Origin of the sequence: Mesorhizobium sp. M1423 (genome assembly GCF_040317575.1) — a bacterium.
GTDB lineage: Bacteria > Pseudomonadota > Alphaproteobacteria > Rhizobiales > Rhizobiaceae > Mesorhizobium.
The window spans coordinates 21,393-37,268 of record NZ_JAMYKU010000030.1 but is presented as its reverse complement, the minus strand read 5'-3'; the positions used below and the strand labels follow the sequence as shown (position 1 = coordinate 37,268).

Here is a 15,876-nt window from a genome sequence, read left to right as displayed (position 1 = left end):
GCGATGCAGCAGAGCAAGATTTTGTTGGACCGCGCCGGTCAGGGTGTGCGCAAATGCCATCGCCGGGCCATAAAGACTTGAAATGCGTCAGCCGTCGGTTACACCCGTCGGGCGATTTTGTCGGAATGGAAGCATACGGGGCGATATGCCATCACCTTTGATCCGACGCGGAATATGGGCGATCGGCGCAGCCGTCATCGTCATCGCGCTGGTTGTCGCAGCCTTGCCGTTGATCGCCTCGACCCGTATCGTGCGTGACCGCATCGCGTGGGAAATGAGCGCCTGGAGCGGTTTCAGGGTCACCATCGATGGCGCGCCGCGCATCGAGGTCTGGCCGAATTTCCGGGCGATCCTGAGCGACGTGACGCTGTCGCAATGGACAGAGACGGATGCACCGCCTGTGATCGAGGCCGAGCGGGTCGAGGTCGACCTCTCGGCCATGGCGGCGCTGCGTGGCGACGTGGTGTTTTCGACTGCGCGGCTGGTGCGACCGACGATCAGGGTTCAGCGTACCGCGAGCGGGTTTTTCCTGCCTGCGATTCCGAGCGGCGGGCGCATTACGCGTTCGATCGATGCTGCCCGCGCGGTGATCAACACAAATCCCGCCAAGCCGGATCTCGGCAAGCTGCCGGCAGATCCGTTCGGCACAGTCGAGTTCAGGGACGGCCGCGTGGTCGCCGCCATCGGCGGCAAGGACCAGGAGATATTGAGCAGCCTGAGCGGCCAGGCGAATTGGGCCGCGATGAACAGCAATGCGACGCTGTCGGCAACCGGGATATGGCGCGGCGAAAGCGTTTCCGTCGACGCCGCATCGCCGAACCCGCTTGTGCTGTTTGGCGGCGGCGCAGCACCGGTCACGCTTTCCTTCAAGGCGGCGCCGGCCAGCTTTTCCTTCGACGGGCTGGCCAGCATGTCGGAGAACGGCTATTTCGACGGCCAGGCAAAATTTGCCGCACCTTCGCTGCGACGCGTGCTCGAATGGTCGCAGGCCGGCATCGCGCCCGGTGCGGCAATCGGCTCGATCTCGGTTTCAAGCAAGATCACCGCGACGGCCGGGCGCATCAAATTCGAAAATACGGCCCTGACCCTCGACAACAACCCTGGAATGGGCGCGCTGGACTTCACCTACGGCGAGGCACTGCCGGTGATCTCCGGCACACTTGCCTTCGATACGCTCGACCTCAGATCGTTTCTCTCCGCCTTTACCCCCGTACCATCCGCCGGCGCCGCCGGTCCGGGCGAGATCGACACAAGCTTCGCCGACCGGATCAATCTCGATCTCAGGCTGTCCGCCGCGCATGCCACGGCAGGTGCAATCCAGCTTGCCGACGTCGCCGCCACCGCCCAGGTCAAGAACGGCCTCGCCGTCTTCGACATCTCCGATGCATCCGCCTTTGGCGGCAACGTCCAAAGCAGCGTCCGTTTCGACCGCAAGCCCGCCGGCACGGAAGTCGAGATCCGGCTGCTTGCTTCCGACATCGACGGCGGCGCTTTCGGCACCGCGGCCGGGATGACGCGGCTGGTGCCGATCGGCACCGGAACCGTTTCGGTCATCCTCAAGGGGCCGGGCAGAACCTGGGACTCCATTTTCGAAAACGCCAATGGCTCGCTGTCCGCGACCTTCGGCGCGGGTGCGCTGAGCCGGCTTAACCTGCCGGCGTTCCTCAAGCACACCGAACAGGGCGGATTCTTCGCGCTCGACGACGTCTCGGACGGAACGCTGCCGATCGACGGGGCCGAGCTCAAGGCGAGCGTTTCGAACGGCGTGGCGCGCATCGACAAGGCCGAGGTGAATTCCGCGCAATACAAGATCTGGCTTTCCGGCATCGCATCCTATGCCGGACGCGGGCTGGCGCTGTCCGGCGGCATCGTCCAGCCGAGCCAGGCTGCCACGCAGACGAACGGCCAAGCGCCCCAGCAGTCGTCGTTCTTCGTCGGCGGCACCTGGAGCACGCCGTTCATCTCGCCGATAAGTCGCGGTGTTTCAGGCGAGTAAGCAGCAGGAACTCAACCTCGCTGCGCCGCCTGCTCGTCGCGCTGCCGCTGCACCTCGCGGCGTTTGTTTGCGAGCGAAGCGATGATCACGCCAACTGCGACGACCGCGATCAGAATGGTGCACGCCGCGTTGATTTCCGGCGTCACGCCAAGGCGGACCTGGCTGTAGATCTTCATCGGCAGCGTCGTGGCGCCAGGCCCCGAGGTGAAGCTGGCAATAACCAGGTCGTCGAGCGAGAGCGTGAAGGCCAGCATCCAGCCAGAGACGATCGCCGGCATGATGACCGGCAGCGTGATCTGGAAGAAGGTCCTTACCGGCGGCGCACCGAGATCCATCGCGGCTTCTTCCAGCGAACGATCGAACGTGATCAGGCGCGATTGGACCACCACAGCGACGAAGCACATGGTCAGCGTGGTGTGGGCAAGCGTCACCGTGATAAAGCCGCGGTCGAAGCCGACAGCGACGAAGAGCAGCAATAGCGACAGGCCGGTGATGACTTCCGGCATGACCAGCGGCGCAAACACCATGCCGGAAAACAGCAGCCGGCCGCGAAAGCGCGTGTAGCGCGTCAGGGTGAGCGCCGCCAGAGTGCCGAGCACGGTCGCCACGGTGGCCGAGATGACGCCGACGCGCGCCGTCACCCAGGTGGCGTCCATCAGACCCTGATTGTGGAACAGCGACACGTACCATTTCGTCGAGAAGCCGCCCCAGACGGTGACCAGCTTCGACTCGTTGAAAGAGAACACGACGAGCAGGACGATCGGCAGGTAGAGAAAGGCAAAGCCGAGCACGATCGAAACGATGTTGAAGCGGCTCCAGGTAGCGTTCATAGGTCCTGCTCCTGGGCACGCGCCTGGGCTCGCTGGAAGAGCATGATCGGCACGATCAGCAGCAGCAGCAAGATGACGGCAACGGCAGACGACACCGGCCAGTCGCGGTTGCCGAAGAATTCGCTCCACAGCGTCCTGCCGATCATCAGTGTCTGCGAGCCGCCGAGCAGATCGGGGATGACAAACTCGCCGACGGCGGGAATGAACACCAGCAGGCAGCCGGCGATGACGCCGGGCAGCGACAGCGGGAAGGTGATCTTCCAGAAGGCGCTGGTCGGCGGGCAGCCGAGATCCTTGGCGGCCTCGATCAGCGAATTGTCCATCTTCTCCAATGCCGAATAGAGCGGCAGGACCATGAACGGCAGATAGGAGTAGACGATGCCAATGAAGATCGCCGTGTAGGTGTTGAGGATGATCAGCCGATGGCTGATGATGCCAGTGGCGAGCAGCAGCTCGTTGAGCAGGCCCTCGGGCTTGAGAATGCCTATCCAGGCGTAGACACGGATCAGGAACGAGGTCCAGAACGGCAGGATCACCAGCATCAGCAAGGTCGGGCGGATCGTCGCCGGAGCGCGTGCCATGCCATAGGCGATGGGATAACCGATCACCAACGTCAGGACCGTCGAGATGGCGGCGACGATGACGCTCGTCACATAGGCGTTGAAGTAGAGCGCGTCCTGCGTCAGCCAGATGTAGTTGTCAAAATTGAGCGCGCCAAACCACGCGACAACCCCGGAAACGCCGTCGCGGAAATCGAGCACCGGCGTGTAGGGCGGCATGGCTATCGCGGTCTGCGACAGCGAAATCTTAAAGACGATGATGAAGGGGACGAGAAAGAAGAACAGCAGCCAAAGGTAGGGGATGATGATGACGAGACGGCTAAGCAAAGCCGCTCCCAGCCTGGCCAAGGCGGATTTGCCGGCAGCGCTTGCCGAGGAGCTTGTTGCGGCGGTGACAGCGGACATGATCAGTCCCTACCGTGTCAGCACGACGCCGGCGTCGGGTCGGAAGGAAACCCAGGCGCGGTCGTTCCAGGTCAGCGGATCCTCGGTGATGCGTGCCGCGTTCATGGTACTTGCCCGCACCACCTGACCGTCATCCAGCCTGACGTGATAGACGGTCATGTCACCGAGATAGGCGATGTCGTAGACCTCGCCCTCGATGGCGTTGACGGCACCAGCCGGTTTCGTGGAGGAAACCTTGATCTTCTCCGGCCTGATAGCAAAGGTAACGGACGTTCCGGCGGCGGCACGGCCGGCATTTTCGGTGCGGATGGTGATGCCGTTGCCGGCGTCGATGCTTGCGCTGCCGGCCTCGCCAGCCGCGATCTTGCCGTCGAACATATTCACATTGCCGACGAAGCCGGCGACGAAGCGGGAACCCGGCGCCTCGTAGACCTCGGCCGGCGTCGCCACCTGCATCACCTCGCCCTTGTCGATGATGGCGATGCGGTCGGCCATCGTCATCGCCTCTTCCTGGTCATGGGTGACGACGACGAAGGTGAGGCCAAGGTTCTGCTGCAGGTCCATCAGCTCGAACTGGGTTTCCTCGCGCAGCTTCTTGTCCAGTGCGCCAAGCGGCTCATCGAGCAGCAGGACTTTCGGCCGCTTGGCCACCGAGCGGGCCAGTGCGACACGCTGGCGCTGGCCGCCCGACAATTGGTGCGGCTTGCGTTTGGCGAACTGCTCGAGCTTGACCAGCTTCAGCATGTCGGCGACGCGCTTGTCGATATCGGCCTTGGCCATGCCTTCCTGCTTGAGGCCGAACGCGATGTTGTTCTCGACCGTCATGTGCGGAAACAAGGCGTAGGACTGGAACATCATGTTGACCGGCCGCCGATATGGCGGGATGCCGCGCAGATCCTGGCCATCGAGCAGGATACGGCCGGCGGTCGGCTCCTCGAAGCCGGCAAGCATCCTGAGCAGCGTCGATTTCCCGCAGCCTGAGGCCCCGAGCAGGGCAAAGAATTCGCGTTCGAAGATGGTCAGCGACAGATTGTTGACGGCAGTGAAGTCGCCGAACTTCTTGGTGACGTTGTCGAACTGAATGTATGGCTTGGCATTCGGATCATTCCATGGCGCGAAATCCCTGCGGATGCTGCCAAGCGATTTCATGTCCCACTCCGTGCCTGATTCTGCCCCTGAAAAACGACCCCGGCAGCCAGCCACCGGGGTCGCGTCAGATCACTATTGTCCCGTGATGACCTTGGTCCACGACCTGGTGACGAGACGTTGCGTCTTGGGATCATATGGACCGACAGTGAACAGCTTGGCCAGCGTCGAGTCATCTGGATAAATGCCCGGGTCATCAAGGATCTCCTTGCTGACGAGCGGCTGAGAGGCCTTGTTGCCATTGGCGTAGAAGACAAAGTTGGTGGATTTGGCAATAACTTCTGGTCTCATCATGTAGTTCAGAAATTCGTGTGCCTCGGCGACATGCGGTGCATCGGCCGGGATCGCCATTTCGTCGAACCACATTTCCGCACCTTCCTTTGGAATCGTGTAGGCGATGTCGACCCCCTTTTTCGCTTCCGCCGCACGGTCGCGGGCCTGGAAGAGATCCCCCGAAAATCCGACAGCCACGCAGATGTCGCCATTGGCGAGCGCGTTGATGTATTCCGACGAATGGAATTTGCGGATAGAAGGCCGGATGCTCAGCATGAGGTCTGTGGCCTTGGCAAGGTCGTCAGGAGAGGTCGAGTCAGGCTTGAGGCCAAGATAGTTCAGCACAGTCGGAAAAATGTCTGTAGGCGAATCCAGGAAGTACACGCCACAATTGGCGAGCTTGGCGATATTCTCCGGCTTCAGGACCGCATCCCAGCTGTCGATCTTGTCGACGCCGAGGGCTTCCTTCACTTTCTCGGTGTTGTAGCCAATGCCTGTGGTCCCCCACATGTAGTTAACCGAGTATTCGTTGCCGGGGTCGAACTTCGCAACTCGCTCCATCACCACGTTCCACATATTGGAAAGGTTGGGCAGCTTCGACTTGTCCAGCTTCTGATATACCCCGGCCTGGATTTGACGGGCCAGGAACGGGCTTGCCGTCGGCACCACGACATCGTAGCCGCTACCACCGGCAAGCAGCTTGGTTTCGAGAATTTCGTTGGAATCATAGGTGTCGTAGACGACCTTGATGCCGGTTTCCTTGGTGAAGTCGTCGATGATCGAACTGTCGATATAGTCCGACCAGTTGAAGACGTTGACGACACGGTCCTCGGCATGCGCGCCCAAGGTGAAAACTGCCAGAAACGCCGAAGTCGCCGAAAGCCAGAGCGCTTTGCGGGTCATGCTATTCTCCTTTGATGAGTGTTCCGTCGCCAGCTCGTCGCGGCGTGCGCCCGGCTGGGCATTTGCTTCAGGGTATTGAGCTTGCAGGCAGGCGACAAGCGCGAATTGCCGGCGCCATTATGGTTCGGCGACGAGGCGACAGTGAAGACTTGGCGTGGCGTTGGTGGTGTTGCGGCGCCGTCAGAAGCTTTCGCTACGGCGCGCGCAGGGAGACGACGATGTTGTCCGGCCTCGATGCAGCCGGCATGGAGACTTGGCAAGATACGCCTGTCTTGTTGTTGCCGTGATCGCAGCCTGCCCGCGCGGCTGCGACATTGTCAATGGTCCATCTCGCTTTGGCGCGCGCGCTGCATCAATTAGGCGAAGGCACACCGGTGACGCCCGCCCGTTGCGGCCGCGTCTGGCGCTTGAATTCGAGCCCGATATGGACGAGGAGTGCCGTGACGACAACCGCACCGCCGACGATGGTACGCGCCGACGGCACCTCGGAATGAATGAGCCAGACCCAGATCGGGCCTAGGATCGGCTCGAACGTGCCGAGCAGCGCCGCGACGGCCGCCGGAACAAGCCGGGCGCCGGTGGCGAAGAAGGCGAGGCCGAGCCCCAGATTGACCACGCCGAAGGCAAAGAGGAAGCCCATATCGTGGCTGGAAACGCCGAGTGCCGACGCCTGGGATGCCGCAAAGGCGGCCGCCAGCATCGTGCCGAGGCAGGTCGCCGGGGTCATACGCACATGGGCAAAGCGGCGCGTGATGACGGTTGCGATCGAGAACATAACGGCAATGAGCAGCGCCAGCCCATCGCCGATCGGCGATACGGCGCCATCGAGCGATTCCGAGACCATGACGGCGACACCAGCAATGACGGCGGCGATCGCCAGCCAGGTCGCCACGGCCACCCGCTCGCGAAACAGCGCCCAGGCAAACAACGCCGCCAGAAGCGGCACACCGGCCTGCATCAACAGGATGTTGGCGACGGTGGTATAGGCAAGCGCCACGACGAAGGAGGTCGACGCCGTGGCGAAGCAGAACGCCACCGCAAGGCCGGCCAGGCCCATGTCGCGAAACAGCTTCAGCGTGCCACGCCAGCCGTCGCGCCAGACCATGAAGCAGAGCAGGAAGGCGGCGGCCCAGACCGAGCGCCAGAACACCACCGTCCAGCTGTCGGCGGCATCGATGAAACGGGCGATGGTACCGCCGAGGCTCCACATCAGCGCCGACAGGAACACCAGCAGGAAACCGATACGCTCCTCATTTCGCGGAGGCGAAACGGCGATCTGCGGTGATGATATGTCGGTCATGATTACGACTGTCGGCGGTTTCGGGGCAGCACGATGCAAAGCGGACGACAGAAACGTGCCTTAATCGCGTAACGCAAAGATGGGGATCGGGCGTGATCCAGCATCGTGTTCCATTTGGCGCACCGACAGGGTCCACGGAGACGCCCTCATCGACAGGCGCCCCATGCTCGACGTAAGTTGCAGATGTATAGGGCGCCCCCATGGATGAGCCATTCTACAAAACGGCGGCGATTGGCTATGACGAGTTGGTCGCCCGTGCGACGAACTCGTTTATCCCGTCCTTGCTGAAGGCAGCACGGATTGCGCCTGGCCATCGCGTGCTCGACGTCGCAACGGGCACCGGAGCGGCAGCGCAAGCCGCTGCCATCATTGTAGGCCCTTCCGGCGCCGTGATTGGCGGCGACATCTCGCCGGCCATGCTCGAATCCGCCAAACGCAATTTGAAAGACCAGCCAATCACCCTCGCTACGTTCGACGCTCACGCGCTTCCTTATGAGGACCGTCGGTTCGACACAGTGACCTGTCAGCTTGGGCTCATGTTCTTCTCGGACCAGCTTGGAGCGCTTTCGGGATTTCGCCGGGTTCTGCGCCCCAACGGCTGGACTGCAGTTAGCGTGACAACGACGCCAGAGCGTTCGTTGTTCGCCAGAATAGGTGCGGTAATCGCCCGCCATGCCCCTGAGAAAGCTGAAAAGCTAAATCGCTTCTTCTCCGTCCCCGACGCCACATGCTTGCATGATTTGCTCTATCGCGCCGGGTTTCGAAAGATTGACGTCCAGCTCGAAACGCGGCCCATCAAGTTCTCGTCCTTCGACGACTATTTCAGCGGCATCGCCAAGGGCGCAACATTGAGCGGTCAGGAGTATGTCCAGCTTCCTCCGGATATGAAGCACATCGTGCGCGAGGAGGTCTGGCGCGGGCTAGCTTCGCCGAGCCCTGGAGAGCCGCTGACGATTGAAATAGATGTTCTGATAGGCAGCGGTAGCCGATAGAAGAATGCGCCCGCGGCACGATCCCCGGCAACTCTGTTTGCCGTCACTGAAAATCGAACGCCGACAGTCCCGTCACCATCTCGTCGAGGCCGAGCGGGCGTGTCAGCGGTGGCTCGGCGCGGGCGAGGCAGCCGATGCGTTCACACAGCCGGCAGGCAGGGCCGACCGGCGTCGCGGACACAGTGGCGTTCTGTCCGGCCTTGCCGATGGCGGCCGGCCCCGGCAACGCTGCTCCATAGACGATCTCATCGCGAAAACCGATGTCGCAGCCGAGCAGCAGCGCGGTGCGGCGCGGTCGCTCGGCAAACGAGCCCTGCGGGCCTTCGAGCGTGCGGGCGATGCAGAGGAACGCCGCACCATCTGGCATTTCCACGGCCTCGACCAGGATCTGGCCGGGCTGGGCGAAGGTGGTATGGACCGGCAGCTTCGGACAGCCGCCGCCGAAGCGGCTTTGCGGAAAGCCGTGGCTGCCCGCCTTGCGGAAGCGATTGCCGGCACTGTCGACCTCGAGCATGAAGAATGGCACGCCCGACGCACCCGGCCGCTGCAGCGTGGTCAGCCGGTTCGCCGCTTGCTCGAAGGAAACGCCGAAGCGCGACCGCAACATGTCGATGTCATAGCGGGCGCGGACCGCAGCGGCGTGAAAAGGCTGATAGGGCATCATCAGCGCGTGCGCGGCATAGCGGCCGAGCTCGAAACGGGCGAGCCGGCGGGCTTCGTCCGTGGCCAGCTTCAGCGCCTGGATCTCGACAGCGACAGCAACGCTCATGCGGATCAGGCAGGCCTCCATAGCCACCTCGCGCAGCTGATCGAATGGCGACAGGCGCTCGGACAGGAACAGGCGCTGCGAGTGACGGTCATAGCGACGGCGCCAGTTGGGCATGGTGGCGACCGGCAGTACCTTGACGACGACGCCGAATTCACGCCGCAGCCAGGCCTTCAACGCACTGAACAGATCGTCGCCGGGATCGAGCACCGACGTGAATGCCTCGGCTTCCTCTTCGAGCGCGGTAAAATGGTTCGGCCGGCGTTCGAAAATCTCATGCACCTCGTCGATCGGCAGCCGGGCACCGGAGAGTGCGGTGGCTTTGCCCTCACGCGCGAGCAGCTCGTTGAGATCGGATAGCCGCGCGGCCTGCTCGCGATAGGCGCGAAACAGCTTTATCACAGCGGCGGAAGCGTTGGGCGCCGCCTCGGCAAGCTCGATGAGTTCCTGGTCGCCTGGCAGTTCGCCGGCCAGCAACGGATCTGAAAACACTTCCTTCAAATCGGCGACCGAACCCCTCGCCTCGCCCTGCAATTCATGTGGGTCGACCTTGTAGACGGACGCCAGTCTCAGGATCAGTTGCACCGTCAACGGCCGTTGGTTGCGCTCGATGAGATTGAGATAGGACGGCGAGATGCCGAGCCCTTCGGCCATCGCCGTCTGGGTCAGGCCCTTGGCGTTGCGGATGCGACGAATGCGCGGCCCGGCAAAGATTTTATGGTCGGCCAATCGACTGTCCTTGACAAGAATTTACATCCGCTGATGGCATGGCGGCGTTTACAATCATGACAAATTTACAGCTCTCATCAGTCAAACACAACACAGGTTTTCTCTTATGTCATGGCCAATTTCGGAGTTTGTCTCGCTTGCCTAGTGCCGACATGTAAGTGATGTCACGCACACGGCGCACATATTCCTTCTGTACGGCGTTTCCGAAACCGGCATTAAAGCCAGCCTGGAGTGACCAATGACCGATTTTTACAACCTTGTCCCGTCGGCGCCCCAAGGGCGCTTCGATGGCATCGAACGGCCGTATTCGCCAGAGGACGTGAGACGGCTGCGCGGCTCGGTGCAGATTCGGCAGAGCCTCGCCGAAATGGGGGCAAACCGGCTGTGGCAGCTCATCCATGAAGAGGATTTCGTCAACGCGCTCGGTGCCATGTCGGGCAACCAGGCAATGCAGCAGGTGCGGGCCGGGCTGAAAGCGATCTATCTGTCGGGATGGCAGGTCGCCGCCGATGCCAACACCGCTTCCGCCATGTACCCGGACCAGTCGCTTTATCCCGCAAATGCGGCGCCCGAACTGGTCAAGCGCATAAACCGCACCTTGCAGCGCGCCGACCAGATCGAGACTTCCGAAGGCAAGGGGCTGTCGGTCGACACCTGGTTCGCGCCGATCGTCGCCGATGCCGAAGCCGGCTTCGGCGGGCCGCTCAACGCCTTCGAGATCATGAAGGCATTCATCGAGGCGGGTGCGGCCGGCGTCCATTACGAGGACCAGCTGGCTTCGGAGAAGAAATGCGGCCACCTCGGCGGCAAGGTGCTGATCCCGACCGCTGCACACATCCGCAACCTCAACGCTGCGCGGCTTGCCGCCGACGTCATGGGCACGCCGACGCTGGTCGTGGCCCGCACCGATGCGGAAGCGGCACAGCTCTTGACCTCCGACATCGATGAGCGCGACCAGCCCTTCGTCGATTATGGCGCCGGCCGCACCGCGGAGGGCTTCTATCGTGTCAGCAATGGCATCGAGCCCTGCATCGCCCGCGCCGTCGCCTACGCGCCCTATGCGGACCTGATCTGGTGCGAGACTTCCAAGCCCGATCTGGCGCAGGCCAGGACGTTTGCCGAGGGTGTGCGCAAGCACCATCCCGGCAAGCTGCTTGCCTATAATTGCTCGCCGTCTTTCAACTGGAAGAAGAATCTCGACGACGCGACGATTGCGAAGTTCCAGAAGGAACTCGGCGCCATGGGTTACAAGTTCCAGTTCATTACGCTGGCCGGTTTCCACCAGCTCAACTTCGGCATGTTCGAGCTCGCCCGCGGCTACAAGGAGCGGCAGATGGCGGCCTATTCGGAACTGCAGCAGGCGGAATTCGCCGCGGAAGCCAATGGCTACACCGCCACCAAGCACCAACGCGAGGTCGGCACCGGCTATTTCGACGCCGTCTCGATGGCGATCACCGGTGGCCAGTCTTCGACCACGGCCATGCATGGATCGACCGAGCACGCCCAATTCAGGCCGGCAGCGGAATAGCGGAATAGCAGACAAACAGAGGGAACGCCCAAACGGGCATGACAACACAAGGAGAAGACCAATGGCATCGATAAGCCGCGTCAAGGAACGGGCCGAAGAGCAAGCCACCAGCATGAATGTCGACCAGCAGGCGACCATTCGCATGTTGGCGAACGATCTGCACAGGCTCAATCAGTCGGTGATGAAGGCGGTCGAGGCCGGCGTCTCGGTCGAACTGGTGCGCTCGGCACGTCACCATGGCGGCGATGGCAACTGGGGCGATCTGCTGATCCCGGTCATCGTCACACAGCGGAGCCACGACTAATGAATTCTACCGCACCGCGCCAACGCATGCTATCGCACCTCGCAGGCTGCGGCTCTGCCTAGTCCGGCAGAGCTGCTAATGCAACGATTTCAATGACAAGATCAGACTGAGCAAGCGCTGCAACTCCAATAACTTCCGAGGGCGGCGGGTTGTTGTAGCTGCAGTGCTTCGGGCAGTGCACCGCAAAGAATTCGTCCAAGACGTCCAAGCGGAAATTGGGGGAGCTCAGAACGCCGCCATCGGGAAATGGCCCCTTAACAAAGAAGGTCAGCCGGATGAGATGCTCGAGCGCGCTGCCAAGCTCCTCCAGATCTGATTTGATGTTGGTGAGAACTGCGCGCCACTGTGCTGCCGCGTCGCCAATGGCGCCGCCGCCGCTTTTGCCGATCGGATCGTAGTCCTCGGCCGTCGCGGTATTTCCGGAAAGGTAGACAAACCCCTTTGCGCCGGTAACGACCGTACCCTTTCCCCATGGCATCAACCGGCCGTTTTTAAATTTTCTTATGAGTCACGAGTTCCATTGTCATCTCCCGTCGCTCAAAGAGACGTGCTTAGCCAACGAGGAAGGATAGTCCAGCGAGGCGATGCGACAAGCTCGCGACAGACTTGCCTCGCCTTCATCCAACCTGCTTCAATCCGGCTACGGCTGCGAGTTGATGCGTTCGCGCTGCACAGCCAAACTTCGCTGAAGCCTGCCCAGTTGTAATGGCGACTTCTCCTTTCGAGCGGCGGCAAAGAAAAGCACTTAATTTTAATTTTAATGTTTCTTGCGATATTCTCCTGATATGCCATTTCAGCTTGACATGAGCAGCGATCTCACGCCAATTACCTCTCAAGTTTCAACCCTGCATTGAAACACTGAACAACGGCCTGCCCCGCCATGTGCCCAGCGAATCGCGAAATCGAGACTGCAAAGCAGGCGGCGTTCGTTAGCCGGGGCGTGGAGACGCGGATGCTCCCAGATTTCTCGCGGGTGCTGGTGGTCGGAAAATCACCGATCAACCGGGTCGTGGTTTCAAAGATCGTTGAGCGGTCCGGCCTCAAACCGATCTCGGAAACTCCCGAAACCGCGGCAAAGGCCTTGCACGCGCTGATTCCCGGCACTGTCGTTCTCGACGGCGGAGCGGAGAACGGTGACTGCGACGCCTTGCTGTCGGGCATCGATGCGCTGCGAAGGGCGTCAGGCAAATCGCTTCCGTTGGTGATCCTGCTCTCAGTCAAGACCGGCACTCCGGAGACCCTGGGCCTGTCGAGCGTCATCGATGCGGTGGTCGTCAAGCCGATCACCACCGAACGGCTGCAGCCTGTGATCGACCGGCTGGTCGGGCTCGGCCGCAACTGACCTCTGCCGCGACGCGTCGACTGCAGACCTGATCAATCAATCTCGCCGATACGCTCGATCAGGCCCGGCAGTTCACCGAGATTGGCTATCTGGCGAAAGCGCGGTGCTGAGACCGGCGGCTCGACATGCTCCAGCACCCAGGTCAGTTCATGAGGCACGTGGATGCCCCAACTGCCGGCTTCGATTGCCGGCACGACGTCCGATTTGAGCGAGTTGCCGACCATCATGCCCTTTTCCGGGCCATCGCCGTAGCGGCTGAAGATCCGGCTATAGGTGGCAGCGCTCTTGTCGCTGACGATTTCGACCGCATGGAACAGCTCGCCCAGTCCGGATTGCGCGAGCTTGCGTTCCTGGTCGAAGAGGTCGCCCTTGGTGATCAGCACCAGGCGGTAGGCGCCGGCCAGCTTTTCCACGGTCTCGCGCGCATAGGGAAGCGGCTCGATCGGATGGCTGAGCATCTCGCGGCCCGCGGCGAGAATTTCGGCAATGGTTGAGGCAGGCACGTGGCCTTCGGTGACCTCGATCGCCGTCTCGATCATTGACAGCGTAAATCCCTTGATGCCGAAGCCGTAGACCGCGAGGTTGCGCTTCTCGACCTCCAGCAATCTTGCCGAAATCCAGTCCTCCTCGGCGTGGTCGGCGAGCAGCGCGGCAAAGCGCTTCTCGGTCATGCGGAAGAACTGTTCGTTCTGCCACAGCGTGTCGTCGGCGTCGAAGCCGATCGTCGTCAGTTTGCGGCTGTGTTGCATTCGGCGTCTTCAATTGCGGCGTTGCGGGACGCCGACCCTAGACCAGGATGTTTTTATCCGGAAGTCGTTGTGTTCCCCCGGTAATCGAGGCGCACGCCAGCCGGCTCCCCTTCCCTTTCGTCGCCGGCAACGGCTATACTCCACAATCTGCAACAAATCTGGTGATTGATGCCGCCTGCAAAAAAGGAAGTCCGTCCGTCGAGCCGCGGAGGACGCGCCCGCACGCCTGCCTTCGTGAAAAACCAACGTGGCGTCAAGAACTGGAAGGAAGTCAGCGCCTGGCTGGAATGGCGCGGTATCGAAGACATCGAATGCATCACGCCCGACCAGGCCGGGGTTGCGCGCGGCAAAATGATGCCGTCGAAGAAGTTCACCTCCAACACCTCGCTTGCCCTGCCTTCGGCGGTGTTCATGACGACGATCTCGGGTGGTTATCCGGAGGACGGCAACGGCTTCCACTATCCGGAGGACGATGGCGACCTCAAGCTGATGCCTGACCTCTCGACGCTGACGGTGGTGCCGTGGGAGGAGGACCCGACGGCGGCGGTCATCTGCGACCTCGTCCACCAGGACGGCCGCTCGGTCGAGTTCACACCGCGCAACGTTCTGAAGCGCGTGCTTGCCGCCTATGACAGACGCGGGCTGAGACCTGTGGTGGCGCCCGAGATCGAGTTCTACCTGGTGCGCAAGAACCCCGATCCGGACTACCCGCTGACCCCGCCAGTCGGGCGCTCCGGACGGCCGATCGGCGGCGGCGCCGGCTATTCGATCGCCGGGGTCAACGAATTCGACGAACTGATCGACGACATCTATCATTTCTCCGAAAGCCAGGGCCTGGAGATCGACACGCTGATCCACGAAGAGGGCGCCGGCCAACTCGAAATCAATCTGCGTCACGGCGATCCGATCGAGCTCGCCGACCAGGTGTTCATGTTCAAGCGAACCATCCGCGAGGCGGCGCTGAAGCACGAGATCTATGCCACGTTCATGGCCAAGCCGATCCAGGGGCAGCCCGGTTCGGCCATGCATATCCATCAGTCGATCATCGACAAGAAGACCGGCAAGAACGTCTTTTCCGCGGAGGACGGCTCGGAGACCGAGGCCTTCTTCCACTTCATCGGCGGCATGCAGAAACATGTGCCGAACGCGCTGGTGATGTTTGCGCCCTACGTCAATTCCTACCGGCGGCTGACGCAGGCGGCCTCGGCGCCGGTCAACAACAAATGGGGCTACGACAACCGCACCACGGCCTTTCGCGTGCCACGCTCCGACCCGGCAGCGCGGCGCGTCGAAAACCGCATTCCTTCCTCCGACGCCAATCCCTATCTGGCGCTGGCCGCATCGCTCGCCTGCGGGCTGATCGGCATGACCAATAAGATCAAGGCCGATCCGCCGGTACTGACGACCGCCAATGAGGATGAGATCGACCTGCCGCGCGGCCTGCTCGAAGCCGTCGACCTGTTCGAGGCCGACGAGGAACTCTGCGCCCTACTCGGCAAATCCTTCGCAGCGACTTATGCGGCGATCAAGCGGGCGGAATTCGAGACCTTCATGGAAGTGATCAGCCCATGGGAGCGGGAGTATTTGCTGCTGAATGTGTAGTAGGAGAGTAGGGCAATATGGCAGTAGGGCAGTTAGGGCAGTAGGGCAAGGATGACGGACAAGATCGCATCGTACAGGGATCTGATCGTCTGGCAGCAAGCCATGGACCTAACGGTTGCAATCTCCCAAGTCACAAGGACCTGGCCGAAGGACGAGCTCTACGGGCTGACGGGTCAGGTGCGTCGGGCAGCAACGTCTGTGCCAGCCAACATCGCCGAGGGTTACGGCCGAGAAAGCCGAGCTTCCTACCAGCAGTTTCTCAGGATCGCCCAGGGATCACTCAAGGAACTGGAGACACACCTTCTAATCGCGCAACGGGTTGGAATTACCTCTCGCGAGGCAGTCGAATCATTGATGCCTCACAGCGAGAGCGTAGGAAAGCTCTTGCGGCTTCTCATCCGCAAGCTGTCGGCTGAATAGACACCTACTGCCCTACTGCCCTACTGCCCTA

Annotated in this window: 15 protein-coding genes; 7 read left to right on the top strand and 8 right to left on the bottom strand. The window is 61.7% G+C overall.

Annotation, left to right across the window (positions count from 1 at the left end):
* Positions 1–145 precede the first annotated feature (145 nt).
* A complete protein-coding gene (locus tag NKG95_RS28235; protein ID WP_353043106.1) occupies positions 146–1,996 on the top strand; it encodes an AsmA family protein in 1,851 nt (616 codons plus the stop codon).
* 11 nt (positions 1,997–2,007) lie between these two features.
* Here the strand turns inward: NKG95_RS28235 and NKG95_RS28230 are convergent, their stop codons facing one another.
* The 5 genes from NKG95_RS28230 to NKG95_RS28210 form a co-directional block, all read right to left on the bottom strand.
* Positions 2,008–2,826 (bottom strand): ABC transporter permease, encoded by an 819-nt coding sequence (locus tag NKG95_RS28230; protein ID WP_353043105.1) that lies wholly within the window; start codon positions 2,824–2,826, stop codon positions 2,008–2,010.
* A complete protein-coding gene (locus NKG95_RS28225; protein ID WP_352547847.1) occupies positions 2,823–3,791 on the bottom strand; it encodes an ABC transporter permease subunit in 969 nt (322 codons plus the stop codon). The genes NKG95_RS28230 and NKG95_RS28225 overlap by 4 nt, the downstream gene beginning before the upstream one ends.
* Before the next feature lie 9 nt (positions 3,792–3,800).
* Complete coding sequence (locus NKG95_RS28220) at positions 3,801–4,940, bottom strand: ABC transporter ATP-binding protein (protein WP_353043104.1); 1,140 nt, start codon at positions 4,938–4,940, stop codon at positions 3,801–3,803.
* A gap of 72 nt (positions 4,941–5,012) precedes the next feature.
* Positions 5,013–6,113: a polyamine ABC transporter substrate-binding protein gene (locus NKG95_RS28215; RefSeq protein ID WP_353006862.1), complete on the bottom strand. Its 1,101-nt coding sequence runs from the start codon at positions 6,111–6,113 to the stop codon at positions 5,013–5,015.
* 352 nt (positions 6,114–6,465) lie between these two features.
* Positions 6,466–7,413: a DMT family transporter gene (locus NKG95_RS28210; RefSeq protein WP_353043103.1), complete on the bottom strand. Its 948-nt coding sequence runs from the start codon at positions 7,411–7,413 to the stop codon at positions 6,466–6,468.
* Between the two features lie 200 nt (positions 7,414–7,613).
* Between NKG95_RS28210 and NKG95_RS28205 the strand changes: the two genes are divergently transcribed.
* Complete coding sequence (locus NKG95_RS28205) at positions 7,614–8,405, top strand: class I SAM-dependent methyltransferase (protein WP_353043102.1); 792 nt, start codon at positions 7,614–7,616, stop codon at positions 8,403–8,405.
* Between the two features lie 43 nt (positions 8,406–8,448).
* Here the strand turns inward: NKG95_RS28205 and NKG95_RS28200 are convergent, their stop codons facing one another.
* A complete protein-coding gene (locus NKG95_RS28200; protein WP_352482384.1) occupies positions 8,449–9,900 on the bottom strand; it encodes a helix-turn-helix domain-containing protein in 1,452 nt (483 codons plus the stop codon).
* A 238-nt stretch (positions 9,901–10,138) separates the two neighbouring features.
* On the opposite strand from NKG95_RS28200, the gene aceA reads away from it, so the two are divergent.
* Both aceA and NKG95_RS28190 read left to right on the top strand, forming a co-directional pair.
* Positions 10,139–11,428, top strand: coding sequence for an isocitrate lyase (aceA, locus tag NKG95_RS28195; protein ID WP_023719401.1), 1,290 nt, complete (start codon positions 10,139–10,141; stop codon positions 11,426–11,428).
* Between the two features lie 61 nt (positions 11,429–11,489).
* On the top strand, positions 11,490–11,732 hold the full coding sequence (locus tag NKG95_RS28190) for an SMc00767 family acetate metabolism repressor (RefSeq protein ID WP_023719402.1): 243 nt from the start codon (positions 11,490–11,492) through the stop codon (positions 11,730–11,732).
* A 58-nt stretch (positions 11,733–11,790) separates the two neighbouring features.
* Here the strand turns inward: NKG95_RS28190 and NKG95_RS28185 are convergent, their stop codons facing one another.
* Positions 11,791–12,210 (bottom strand): RidA family protein, encoded by a 420-nt coding sequence (locus NKG95_RS28185; protein WP_353043101.1) that lies wholly within the window; start codon positions 12,208–12,210, stop codon positions 11,791–11,793.
* Between the two features lie 474 nt (positions 12,211–12,684).
* Here NKG95_RS28185 and NKG95_RS28180 point away from each other — a divergent pair, with 474 nt between their 5' ends.
* Complete coding sequence (locus tag NKG95_RS28180; RefSeq protein ID WP_156948085.1) at positions 12,685–13,074, top strand: ANTAR domain-containing protein; 390 nt, start codon at positions 12,685–12,687, stop codon at positions 13,072–13,074.
* A gap of 32 nt (positions 13,075–13,106) precedes the next feature.
* On the opposite strand, the gene NKG95_RS28175 is transcribed toward NKG95_RS28180, so the two are convergent.
* Positions 13,107–13,823, bottom strand: coding sequence for an HAD family hydrolase (locus NKG95_RS28175; RefSeq protein ID WP_352493833.1), 717 nt, complete (start codon positions 13,821–13,823; stop codon positions 13,107–13,109).
* Between the two features lie 168 nt (positions 13,824–13,991).
* On the opposite strand from NKG95_RS28175, the gene NKG95_RS28170 reads away from it, so the two are divergent.
* Together NKG95_RS28170 and NKG95_RS28165 are read left to right on the top strand one after the other, a co-directional pair.
* Positions 13,992–15,425, top strand: a complete 1,434-nt coding sequence (locus NKG95_RS28170) for a glutamine synthetase family protein (protein WP_023719406.1) — start codon at positions 13,992–13,994, stop codon at positions 15,423–15,425.
* Between the two features lie 51 nt (positions 15,426–15,476).
* Positions 15,477–15,845 (top strand): four helix bundle protein, encoded by a 369-nt coding sequence (locus NKG95_RS28165; RefSeq protein ID WP_023719407.1) that lies wholly within the window; start codon positions 15,477–15,479, stop codon positions 15,843–15,845.
* Positions 15,846–15,876: the final 31 nt, after the last annotated feature.